This is a genomic window from Mesorhizobium sp. M4B.F.Ca.ET.214.01.1.1, from assembly GCF_004791545.1.
Taxonomy (GTDB): Bacteria; Pseudomonadota; Alphaproteobacteria; order Rhizobiales; family Rhizobiaceae; genus Mesorhizobium; species Mesorhizobium abyssinicae.
In genome coordinates this window covers 421,830-432,159 of record NZ_SRUX01000002.1, presented here as the reverse complement: position 1 = coordinate 432,159, position 10,330 = coordinate 421,830, and the positions used below count along the sequence as shown (strand labels likewise).

The window sequence follows — 10,330 nt, the reverse complement described above, 5'->3', positions numbered from 1 at the left end:
TTATGGCGCTGCTTTCCCGTCTTCCCCTATGGGAGAAGGGAGCGCTTCACCCCAACTCCCGCAGCTTCGCCTTCACCTCGAGAAAATCCCGCCAGGCGAGCTTCTTGTGCGCCGGCGTCCGCAAGAGATAGGCCGGATGCAGCGTCGGCATCGCCGGAATGACGGTGCCGGACGCCGTCGAATGCGTGCGCCAGTTGCCGCGCAGCCTCAAGATTCCCTCGGTGGTGTTGAGCAGGGTCTTGGCCGAGGGGCCGCCGAGATTGACCAGCACTTTCGGATTGACCAGCTCGATCTGCCTTTCGATGAACGGCCGGCAAATCTCGGTTTCGTGCGGCGTCGGCGTCCGGTTGCCCGGCGGCCGCCAGGGGATGACGTTGGCGATGTAGGCCGAATTCCTGTCGAGGCCAATTGCCGCCAGCATGCGGTCGAGCAGCCGGCCGGAGCGGCCGACGAAGGGCAGGCCTTCGAGGTCTTCGTCGCGGCCCGGCGCCTCGCCGACCAGCATCAGCTCCGCGTTCGGGTTGCCATCGGCGAAGACCAGGTTCTTGGCGGTGAATTTGAGGTTGCAGCCGTCGAAACCCGCCATGTGCTGGCGAAGCTCGTCAAGCGTCGAGGCGCTCGCCGCCATCTGCCGCGCCAGCAGGGCCTGCGCTTCGTCGGGCACCGCTGCGGTTGCCGGCATCGAGCGCGCCGGCGCGTCCGGCACCTTGCTTGCGTCGAGCCCGGGCGCTGCCGCAGGCCGCTGCGGCGCTCTGTTGGCGTCGGGGCCTGGCTCCGATGCTGGCCGTTCCGGAGCCGTGCTTTCGCGCGCGGCCGGTGCCGACGCGCGCTCGGCTTGCTTCGGCCGAACCTCCGCGAAGCGGTTGATCGGCGCATCCTCCAGCGCCTCGTCGACGCCGGCGCTGGCATAGAAGGCGAGCAGCTCGGCGATCTCGGCGGGGGTGTTGGGGGAGGCGGCAATCATGGCGCCACCATCGTCCCGGCGGCGGCGATTTGCAAGGTTGGCTGCGTCAGCCGGTCGGTATGCGCGGGTCTTGCACCAAGTAGAACGTCCAGCGCGGCGTGTAGTCGGTGATCAGGAATTCGAAGCTGCCCGTCTTCAGCGGGTCGATCTTGCCGTTCTTGAACAGGAGCCGGTCATAGGGTTCGAAGTCGCGGTCGAAGTCGGCGAAGTTGCTCGACACGATGTTGTCGGGCGACTTGTTGCGCTGGTCGAAGGACAGGCCGTCGCCGAACACGCTCGGCTGGTCGAGGATCTCCTGCAGCTCGAACTGGAATTCCACCCAGGCCTGGCCGCTATTGTTGAGGGCCTTGATGCGCATGTACATGATGCCGTTGGCGACCTCGCCGGCCTTGCCGAACGCCTCGATCGGCTTGGTGGTGCGGATGGTCAGCGTCACCGGCGTTGCCGAATTCAGCTCTTCGGTGATGACGATCGGATCCTCCTTGGTGCCGATGCCGGAAGCGCCGGTGATGTGGAAGCCGCCGAGCTCGTCGGAAAAGGAATAGGCGCCGGTCGCCCACACCTTTTGCGGATCGGCATCGGCCGCGGTCGGGACCAGCAGCGAGAGGAGCGGAAGAACCGCGCGGCAAAGCTGGCCGGGCGTGGAGAAGAAGCGCGTCAATGAGAAGCCGGATGGCTCAGGCGTGCGCATGGCGCGAAGTATTGCCGATAAGCAAGCCGTGGAACAATTGAAAAACGTTGAGGGAAATGGTTCTTGCCTGCCGGGCGCGACTTTTTGTCGAAATCGGCTTTGTCCGTTAAGCGCCGGTTTCCCGTCGCGAATTGATGCGCTATGCAGCGCATGAGCCAGCACAATGCGGGAAAGCGCGGCAAGCCAGTGAGGGGTCGATGAGCGATATCGAACGCGAGAGCATGGAATTCGACGTAGTGATCGTCGGCGCGGGTCCGGCCGGCCTCGCCGCGGCGATCCGCCTGAAGCAGGTCAATCCCGAGCTTTCCGTCGTCGTGCTGGAAAAGGGCGGCGAGGTCGGCGCCCACATCCTGTCGGGCGCCGTCGTCGATCCGATCGGCGTCGACCGCCTTCTGCCGGGCTGGCGCGAGGAGGAAGGGCACCCGTTCAAGACGCCGGTGACCGATGATCATTTCCTGGTCCTTGGCCCCGCCGGCTCGTTCCGCCTGCCCAACATCCTGATGCCGCCGCTGATGAACAATCACGGCAACTACATCGTCTCGCTCGGCAATGTCTGCCGGTGGCTGGCGACCAAGGCAGAGGCGCTGGGCGTCGAGATCTATCCGGGCTTTGCCGCCGCAAGCCTCGTCTATAACGATGCCGGCGCCGTCACCGGCGTCATCACCGGCGACATGGGCGTCGAGAAGGATGGTACGCAGGGTCCTGGTTACGCGCCAGGCATGGCGCTGATGGGCAAATATGTGCTGATCGGCGAGGGCGCGCGCGGCTCGCTCGCCAAGCAGTTGATCGCCAAATACAAGCTTTCCGATGGCCGCGAGCCGGCCAAGTTCGGCATCGGCCTGAAGGAACTCTGGCAGGTCAAGCCGGAGCACCACAAGCCTGGCCTCGTCCAGCATTCCTTCGGCTGGCCGCTCGACATGAAGACCGGCGGCGGCTCCTTCCTCTATCATCTGGAAGACAACCAGGTGGCCGTCGGCTTCGTCGTCCATCTCAACTACAAGAACCCCTGGCTCTCGCCCTTCGAGGAGTTCCAGCGCTTCAAGACGCATCCGGCGATCAAGGGCACTTTCGAGGGCGCCAAGCGGATCGGCTATGGCGCGCGCGCCATCACCGAAGGCGGCTGGCAGTCGGTGCCGAAGTTGTCCTTCCCGGGCGGCGTGCTGATGGGCTGCGCGGCCGGCTTCGTCAACGTGCCGCGCATCAAGGGCTCGCACAATGCGGTGCTGTCGGGAATGCTGGCGGCCGAACATGTCGCGCAAGCGATCGCCGACGGCCGCGCCAATGACGAGCTTGCGTCTTACGAGGCCGCGTGGCGAGCGACCGACATCGGCAAGGATTTGAAGAAGGTGCGCAACGTCAAGCCGCTGTGGTCGCGCTTCGGCACCATCATCGGCGTCGGCCTCGGCGGCCTCGACATGTGGCTGAACACGCTGTTTGGCTTCTCGCCCTTCGGCACGCTGAAGCACGGCAAGGCGGACTACGCGACGCTGGAGCCGGCGGCAAAATATGAAAAGATCGCCTATCCGAAGGCGGATGGCGTACTGACCTTCGATCGGCTCTCCTCGGTGTTCCTGTCCAACACCAATCACGAGGAGAACGAGCCGGTCCACCTCATCGTCGGCGACGCGGCACTGCAGCAGCGCTCCGAGCACGATGTCTTTGCCGGACCCTCGACGCGTTACTGCCCGGCCGGCGTCTATGAGTGGGTCGACAAGGATGGCAATGCGGCGGCCGATCCGTCGGCCAAGGACGTGCGCTTCGTCATCAACGCGCAGAACTGCGTCCACTGCAAGACTTGCGACATCAAGGACCCCAACCAGAACATCAACTGGGTGCCGCCACAAGGCGGCGAAGGCCCGGTCTATCAGGGCATGTGAGAGCGGCGGCCCGACCGGGCCGTCTCGACCGCCGCCCAAACGAAGAGCCGGCGAAGGCCCGGGTTCTATCAGGGCATCTGAGAGCGGCGGCCCGACCGGGCCGTCTCGCCCGCCGCCCAACCGAAGAGCCGGCGAAGGCCCGGTCTATCAGGGCATGTGACGGGCCTGTTGAAACCGCGGCGCGCTTGTGGTTCCCTTTCCTGAAAGTGGAGGGACGGCCATGCGCCTCGCGGTCCTGGCATGCCTTGCAGCGGTCGGTAGCCTGTGCAGCTTAACCCCGGCGGCATCGGCCGGCACCAAGCTGCTGATCAAGACGCGGACATACGACATCGCGGGTACGACGGGTGCTGCCCTGGTCGAGGCAATGGACCGCAAGGGCCCAAAGCACGGCTTCATGGCCCGCGCCATCGCGGACACTGCCTACACGGTGAATTGGGATCTCGCCATGAGCCGCACCGACGGGGTCTGCCACCTGCGGCAGGCCGACGGCGTGCTCGACCTCACCTACACCTATCCGCGTCTGGCGCAGCCGACCAGTGCCGCGCTCGAACGCCGCTGGAAGCGGTTCTTCGCCGGCGTCCGCGCGCATGAGGAGACGCATGGCCGCATCGCCAGGCGCATGATGCAAGCCACCGCGAAGGCGGTCCATGGGCTCAAGCGTGCTGACAACTGGTTCTGCACCGGCACCCGCCAGGAGGCAAGGCGCCGCATCAACGCCATCTATGCCGAATACGAGGCCAAGCAGAACGCTTTCGACGCCCGCGAGCATCGCGACGGCGGCCATGTCGAGCATCTGGTGGATGGTTTGACCAAGCCCTGAGCGGACGGGAACGTCGCGCTAACCACGCGTCTTGCCGAACCGAGCCATGGCTGCAAGTGCGGTCTCATGCTCGTCGTCGGGCTTTTTCTCTTCCGCCCGCAGCGAAAACTCCACCAGCACCGGAAGGTGATCGGAGCCAGTTTCCTCGAGCCGCGTCGCCGAGTGGATCGTCACCCCGCCCTTGCTGAACACCTGATCGATCGGCAGGCCGGCGAAGCGCCGCAGGACGTCGGGCAGCTTGATGTACATCCAGGTCGGTCCGGCCGACGGCATGACGGTGAGCTTGCCGAGCGCCGCGACACGCCGCACCGCCGCGCTCCACGGCACGGCGTTGCAGTCACCGGCCATGATCGCCGTCTCGCCAAGCGAGACGAGCTGCTCCGAGAGTTCACCGATCTGCCAGGACTGCTCGCGCGGCCATGGCCAGCTGAGATGGATCGCGGCGACATCGGCGCTGACACCGCCGAAGTCGACGCTCGCGATCGCCATCGCCCCGCGCCGCTCGCAGCGCGGCTCGGTGCCGGCGGCGAATGGACGCCTGGAGAGCAGCGCCACGCCGAACACGCCGTTGGGATAGGGGCAAAGGATCCGGTAGGGATAGGCGCTGGTGATGTAGCCGAGCTCGGTCGTCCACATCTCCGACACCTCGTCGAGGGTGATCACGTCGGGATTGGTCCGGCCGATCAGCGACAGCACCTTCTTCGGCGTCGGATTGTCGTAGCGCAGATTCATCTGCAGCAGGCTGTAGACGATCTGGTCGGCGGGCTTGGCGACCGCCTGCACCGGCCACAGCCTGGGCAGCGTGCTGAGCGTGGTGGCGAAGCTGGCGACGGCAAACAATAACGCCGCGGCCGCCTGCAGGCGAAACGACGAGGCAAGCAGCGGCAATGCCAGGAGCGCGACCAGCACGGCGAGATGGACGCGGAAATGCGAGAAGGAATCGAAGGCCGGATGCAGCGTGCCGAAAAACCCGGCCACCAGAGCGGCTGAGAACGCCATCATTGCCAGGAATGTCACCCCAGCCACCATGTTCGGGCGCGCGCCGCTTGTTCTCATCGAAGTCGTGGTCTGCTGAATACCGCCGGCGATCCGTCCGGCCTGCTTATCCGCTAAATTGCGGCGCGATCAAGACGAAGCATTGCCTCGCCGAGGGTTTCAGGGCTGGCCGGCTATTGGAAGGCCGTCTCCGAAAAGCTCCTGAGCTTGCGCGAATGCAGCCGCTCCATCGGCATCCCGGCCAGCTTCTCCATCGCCTTGATGCCGATGGTCAGGTGCTGCGCCACTTGCCGCTTGTAGAACTCGGTCGCCATGCCCGGCAGCTTCAATTCGCCATGCAGCGGCTTGTCGGAAACGCAAAGCAGCGTCCCGTAGGGCACGCGGAAGCGGAAGCCGTTGGCGGCAATGGTCGCCGATTCCATGTCGAGCGCGATCGCGCGCGACTGCGACAGCCGCTGCACCGGCCCGCGCTGGTCGCGCAGCTCCCAGTTGCGGTTGTCGATGGTGGCGACGGTGCCGGTGCGCATGATGCGCTTGAGGTCGTAGCCCGAAAGCCCGGTGACCTCGGCGACCGCTTCCTGCAGCGCCACCTGTATCTCGGCCAGCGGCGGGATCGGCACCCAGACTGGCAGATCGTCGTCCAGCACATGGTCCTCGCGCACATAGGCATGCGCCAGCACATAGTCGCCCAGCGCCTGCGTGTTGCGCAGGCCCGCGCAATGGCCGAGCATCACCCAGGCATGCGGTCGCAGCACCGCGATATGGTCGGTGATCGTCTTGGCGTTGGACGGGCCGACGCCGATATTGACCATGGTGATACCGCCATGGTTCGGCTTCTTCAAATGATAGGCCGGCATTTGCGGCAGGCGCTGCGGCGGCGCGCCTTCGGAGGGCACGCTCGATCCGGCATGGGTGATGACATTGCCAGGCTCGATGAATTCGGCGTATCCGCCGCCGCCGCTCTCCATCAGCTCGCGGGCGCGGGCGACGAATTCGTCGATGTAGAACTGGTAGTTGGTGAACAGCACGAAATTCTGGAAATGCTGCGGGCTGGTCGCCGTGTAGTGCGTCATGCGGTGCAGCGAATAGTCGATGCGCTGCGCCGTGAACGGCGCCAGCGGCCGCGGCTCGCCGAAGGCAACTTCGAACGTGCCGTTGGCGATCTGGTCATCGGTGCCGTCGAGATCGGGCACGTCGAACAGGTCGCGGATCGGCCGCTTGATGCGCTCGGCGGCTGTGCCGTCGACATAGGTGCCCTCCAGGAAGGCGAAATGCAGCGGGATGGGCGTGGTCGATTCCGACACCGTCACCTGGACGCCGTGATTGCGCATGATCAGCCGAAGCTGCTCGACGAGATAGTTTTCGAACAGCATCGGCTGGGTGACCGTGGTCGAGAAATGGCCGGGCGTCGGCATGTGGCCGTAGGCCTGGCGCGAGTCGACCTGGCTGAACGACGTCGTGGTGACGCCGATCTCGGGATAGAAGGCCCGGTAGCGCTTGTTGTTGTCGCCGCCGGCGGCCAGTGCCGCGAAGGAATCGCGCAGGAACTTGGTGTTGCGGTCGTAGAGCACCTGAAGCGCGGCGACCGCTTTTCTGGCGTCGTTGAAACTCTGCCTGCCGAAAGGCTCAGGCATGACGACAGATTCGATGGCTTGGGGGTAGATTCGCTTTTCCATGGCTCAATATAGAGACTTGGAAGAGCGGTTGGGAGGGGGAGCCAAGCCGGAACACAGCGTGAGCGCCGATTTTGTTCGTCCAAGGTTCAAGGTGTGTTGAGATTCAGGTCAGGCCGCGCCGAGTTGCAGGCCGGCATCCCCTGAATATCGACGCACCTCACCCGCGCTGCAGGGCGACCAGCAGGACAAAGCCGACACCGGACTTCTTCGGCGACGGCGCTTCGATCGTCGCGCTTGTATCGGCGCGCATCATCGGCACCGCCAGCACCGGGGCGGCGAGCAGCACCAGGATGAGCGCCGCCCGCGGCAGGAGCCGAAGGGCCTTCAGGGCGCTGGTGGTGATGATGCGGTCCATGATCGTAGCTTCTCTTTTGAGGGTTTGTCGGTTCAGCGGTTGAAATGGTTCATGCAGTTCGGCCGGCAGGAATTGGCAGCGTCCCAGGCCCGGGCCGGGCGGCCTGTCTCGGCCACCAGGACGGCGAAAAGCATGCCAAACAGGCTCATCAGCAGGCAGACGATGGTGAAGCGGCGGGCGAGCATTGCGTTGGTCCTCTCCTTCAATGCCAAGGAGAATGCCCGAGCGCCGCTGAACCGGCTCTGATGCCGGCATTCATCTGCGGTTCAAGTTCGTTGACGGGTTTTGAGGCGGCGCATCGGCCGGGTAGAAAATGAAAACGGGGCCACGAGGGCCCCGTCGTCAGGTGATTGCGGCGAGGCGCAGATCAGAGCTTGTGCCAGGTCTGGCTCTTGCAGATCAGGCCGCCGAACACGCAGCCGCTCATCTTGAGCGAGGTGCCCGAAAGCGTCGCCTTGCCGGCATAGGTCTTGTCCGTCTCCGGGTCGGTTATGCTGCCGGCATATTTGTTGTCGCCGGCCGCCTTGAGCGAGCCGATCGTCTTGCCGGCAAACTTGCCGGTCTTCAGCGTGATGGCAAAGGCGCCGCCGCCGCCGATCGCCGCCGTCTCGCCGGACTGCGTTTTCCAATTGCCCTCGATCGGATCGGCAAAGGCCGCGCTGGCCATGATCAAGGTGGCCGCCACGGCCAGGCTTACTTTTCGAAACATCTCTGTCCTCCCTATAGGTTCCGGTGGGGCGCCGTCCCGCCTTCCTAACCCTTACGCAAACGTAAGCTAGTTCAGCTTCCGGCAAAACAAAAGCGGTGCCGCCGGGGAAGGTTGCAGGATTTTGCCGCCACCTTTCAACGCGAAATGCACGGATAGCTTCATCGCCATTGGTTCCCGTGGTTAGCGGAGTCTTGACCGGACCGTTTGAAGTTTTCGTCAAATTTGCCGCAAACAGGCTGATTTGCGGGCTTTGTATGCTTAACGAATTTCAGTGTTTACCTCTTGTTTTAGCTTTGTTTTCTTCAAATTAAGCACGCCATTTAACGACGGATTCAAGGCTCGGCTTCATCCTCGAAAGCATCGAAAGAGCAGCCCCCCGAGGGATACCAAGGGACAGAAGGAGGCAGCTCTCGGGAGCCAGACAGGGGATTGAAATGGCACGTTTTGAAATGCTTGAAGCCGGCTTCGGCGCCATGGGGGCAACTGCCCAGGCCGACATTCTTTTCGAATTGGGCATGATGTATGCGACCGGCCGCGATTGCGAGACCGACGTCGTCGCCGCCCACAAATGGTTCAACATCGCCGCCATCAAGGGTTCGGTGCGCGCCGCCGAATTGCGCTCGGAACTGTCGGCGGCGATGTCCAAGGCCGAGATCGCTAGGGCGCTGCGCGAAGCTCGCGAATGGATGACGATGCACTGACAGACAACAAGGGCGGAAACGCTTCGGGCTCAGGCCGCGCAAGACGGCCGGCACAGGGACAAGGCCGCGCAAGACGGCCGGCATCAGGGACAAGGCCGCGCAAGACGGCCGGACGAAAAGAAAGACAGGGAAGCGAGTGGGGTTTCGGGCGCGGGGGCGTTCGGGAAAGCTCGTTTGGCAAAAAGCCGCGACCGGCCGGAACAAGGCCGGCGCGGCTTTTGGCTTTCACGCGGTCCGCGATACAATACAGGCCCAATCGAGTGCCGGCGATGCGCCAAGACATGCCAGGCGAAGGATGAAATGGTCCGGCCTCTCTAAAAGAAGCGCGGCCGGAGCGGCCGCGCGCGAGTGGAGGAGTTATATCACCATGAAAAAATTAGGTATTTTGAGCGCAGCCGCATTGGGCCTGATGATGAGCGCGCCGCTGGCATTTGCCGATGACATCACCATCTCGGTGGTCGGTCCGATGACCGGACAGCTCGCCACCATCGGCGACCAGTTCAAGCAGGGCGCGCAGGCCGCCGCCGACGCCATCAACGCCGCTGGCGGTGTCAACGGCAACCAGATCAAGCTCGACGTCCAGGACGACCAGTGCGATCCGAAGCAGGCGGTTTCCGTCGCCAACCGCATCGTCGCCGACGGCACCAAATTCGTCGATGGCCATGCCTGCTCGGGCTCCAGCATTCCGGCATCCGCCGTCTATGCCGAGGCCGGCACGCTGATGATGAGCCCGGCCTCCTCCAATCCGGAGCTGACCGATGCCGCGGCCAAGGCCGGCTGGCCGACGATCATGCGCCTCTATACGCGCGACGATGCGCAGGGCGCCTTCATCGGTCCGTGGATCGCCAAGAAATATGCCGGCAAGAATGTCGTCATCCTGCATGACAAGAGCGCCTACGGCCAGGGCGTGGCCGATGCCGTCAAGGCGACGATGAATGCCGGCGGCCTCAAGGAAGTGGATTACGAAGGCATCAATGCCGGCGAGAAGGACTATTCGGCCCTCGTCACCAAGTTGAAGGAGCTCAAGGCCGACGTCGTCTATTTCGGCGGCTATCACCCCGAGGGCGGTCTCATCCTGCGCCAGGCGGCCGAGCAGAACGTCAAGTTCCAGCTGATCATGCCGGACTCGATCGCCACTCCGGAATTCTGGCAGGTCGCCGGGCCGGCCGGCGAAGGCACGATGTTCGTCTTCCCCTCGGATCCGCAGGCCAAGCCCGAAGCCAAGGACGCCATCGCCAAGATCAAAGCCGGCGGCTTCGTGCCGGAAGGCTTCACGCTGTTCTCCTACGCCGTGGTCCAGGCCTTCGCCGAGGGCATCAAGCGCGCCGGCAGCGACGATCCGGCCAAGGTCGCCGAAGCGCTGAAGAACGGCCAGCCGATCAGCACCGTGGTCGGCGACGTCGTCTTCGACGAGAAGGGCGACCTGAAGAACGCCAGCTACGACATCAACCAGTGGCACGACGGCAAATACGCGCCGATCCAGCCTTGATCGTCGCTGCCTGACAGTCGGAAATGGCCGGATCTGCTCCGGCCATTTTCAT

Annotated in this window: 11 protein-coding genes; 4 read left to right on the top strand and 7 right to left on the bottom strand. The window is 64.2% G+C overall.

Annotated elements, in window-relative coordinates; translation table 11 throughout:
* Positions 1 to 46: 46 nt before the first annotated feature.
* Together EN857_RS05415 and EN857_RS05410 are read right to left on the bottom strand one after the other, a co-directional pair.
* A complete protein-coding gene (locus EN857_RS05415) occupies positions 47 to 964 on the bottom strand; it encodes a uracil-DNA glycosylase (protein WP_127392798.1) in 918 nt (305 codons plus the stop codon).
* Positions 965 to 1,010: 46 nt separating this feature from the next.
* Positions 1,011 to 1,655: a hypothetical protein gene (locus EN857_RS05410; RefSeq protein ID WP_128274051.1), complete on the bottom strand. Its 645-nt coding sequence runs from the start codon at positions 1,653 to 1,655 to the stop codon at positions 1,011 to 1,013.
* A gap of 197 nt (positions 1,656 to 1,852) precedes the next feature.
* Here EN857_RS05410 and EN857_RS05405 point away from each other — a divergent pair, with 197 nt between their 5' ends.
* A complete protein-coding gene (locus tag EN857_RS05405; protein WP_128346489.1) occupies positions 1,853 to 3,532 on the top strand; it encodes an electron transfer flavoprotein-ubiquinone oxidoreductase in 1,680 nt (559 codons plus the stop codon).
* Between the two features lie 220 nt (positions 3,533 to 3,752).
* Positions 3,753 to 4,352 (top strand): DUF922 domain-containing protein, encoded by a 600-nt coding sequence (locus EN857_RS05400; protein WP_127393907.1) that lies wholly within the window; start codon positions 3,753 to 3,755, stop codon positions 4,350 to 4,352.
* 18 nt (positions 4,353 to 4,370) lie between these two features.
* On the opposite strand, the gene EN857_RS05395 is transcribed toward EN857_RS05400, so the two are convergent.
* The 5 genes from EN857_RS05395 to EN857_RS05380 all read right to left on the bottom strand — a co-directional run bounded on the left by EN857_RS05395 (position 4,371) and on the right by EN857_RS05380 (position 8,088).
* The gene (locus EN857_RS05395) at positions 4,371 to 5,381 is read right to left on the bottom strand and encodes an endonuclease/exonuclease/phosphatase family protein (protein ID WP_127393908.1); all 1,011 of its coding nucleotides are present in this window, start codon (positions 5,379 to 5,381) and stop codon (positions 4,371 to 4,373) included.
* 140 nt (positions 5,382 to 5,521) lie between these two features.
* The gene (locus EN857_RS05390; RefSeq protein WP_245493415.1) at positions 5,522 to 6,982 is read right to left on the bottom strand and encodes an AMP nucleosidase; all 1,461 of its coding nucleotides are present in this window, start codon (positions 6,980 to 6,982) and stop codon (positions 5,522 to 5,524) included.
* Between the two features lie 199 nt (positions 6,983 to 7,181).
* The gene (locus tag EN857_RS05385) at positions 7,182 to 7,379 is read right to left on the bottom strand and encodes a hypothetical protein (RefSeq protein ID WP_127283014.1); all 198 of its coding nucleotides are present in this window, start codon (positions 7,377 to 7,379) and stop codon (positions 7,182 to 7,184) included.
* A 32-nt stretch (positions 7,380 to 7,411) separates the two neighbouring features.
* Positions 7,412 to 7,564, bottom strand: coding sequence for a hypothetical protein (locus EN857_RS34635; protein ID WP_187331195.1), 153 nt, complete (start codon positions 7,562 to 7,564; stop codon positions 7,412 to 7,414).
* A gap of 182 nt (positions 7,565 to 7,746) precedes the next feature.
* Entirely contained in the window at positions 7,747 to 8,088 is a 342-nt protein-coding gene (locus EN857_RS05380; protein ID WP_127393723.1) for a DUF2147 domain-containing protein, read from the bottom strand.
* A gap of 434 nt (positions 8,089 to 8,522) precedes the next feature.
* Between EN857_RS05380 and EN857_RS05375 the strand changes: the two genes are divergently transcribed.
* Together EN857_RS05375 and EN857_RS05370 are read left to right on the top strand one after the other, a co-directional pair.
* Positions 8,523 to 8,789: a sel1 repeat family protein gene (locus EN857_RS05375; RefSeq protein WP_127393724.1), complete on the top strand. Its 267-nt coding sequence runs from the start codon at positions 8,523 to 8,525 to the stop codon at positions 8,787 to 8,789.
* A 367-nt stretch (positions 8,790 to 9,156) separates the two neighbouring features.
* A complete protein-coding gene (locus EN857_RS05370; RefSeq protein WP_127309863.1) occupies positions 9,157 to 10,278 on the top strand; it encodes an ABC transporter substrate-binding protein in 1,122 nt (373 codons plus the stop codon).
* Positions 10,279 to 10,330 lie beyond the last annotated feature (52 nt).

Excerpts from the sequence above, each read along its gene's own strand:
- EN857_RS05405 (WP_128346489.1), top strand. The coding sequence starts at position 1,853 with ATGAGCGATATCGAACGCGAGAGCATGGAATTCGACGTAGTGATCGTC.
- EN857_RS05375 (WP_127393724.1), top strand. The coding sequence starts at position 8,523 with ATGGCACGTTTTGAAATGCTTGAAGCCGGCTTCGGCGCCATGGGGGCA.
- EN857_RS05385 (WP_127283014.1), bottom strand. The coding sequence starts at position 7,379 with ATGGACCGCATCATCACCACCAGCGCCCTGAAGGCCCTTCGGCTCCTG.
- EN857_RS05390 (WP_245493415.1), bottom strand. The coding sequence starts at position 6,982 with ATGCCTGAGCCTTTCGGCAGGCAGAGTTTCAACGACGCCAGAAAAGCG.
- EN857_RS05370 (WP_127309863.1), top strand. The coding sequence starts at position 9,157 with ATGAAAAAATTAGGTATTTTGAGCGCAGCCGCATTGGGCCTGATGATG.
- EN857_RS05400 (WP_127393907.1), top strand. The coding sequence starts at position 3,753 with ATGCGCCTCGCGGTCCTGGCATGCCTTGCAGCGGTCGGTAGCCTGTGC.
- EN857_RS05415 (WP_127392798.1), bottom strand. The coding sequence starts at position 964 with ATGATTGCCGCCTCCCCCAACACCCCCGCCGAGATCGCCGAGCTGCTC.
- EN857_RS05380 (WP_127393723.1), bottom strand. The coding sequence starts at position 8,088 with ATGTTTCGAAAAGTAAGCCTGGCCGTGGCGGCCACCTTGATCATGGCC.
- EN857_RS34635 (WP_187331195.1), bottom strand. The coding sequence starts at position 7,564 with ATGCTCGCCCGCCGCTTCACCATCGTCTGCCTGCTGATGAGCCTGTTT.
- EN857_RS05410 (WP_128274051.1), bottom strand. The coding sequence starts at position 1,655 with ATGCGCACGCCTGAGCCATCCGGCTTCTCATTGACGCGCTTCTTCTCC.
- EN857_RS05395 (WP_127393908.1), bottom strand. The coding sequence starts at position 5,381 with ATGGTGGCTGGGGTGACATTCCTGGCAATGATGGCGTTCTCAGCCGCT.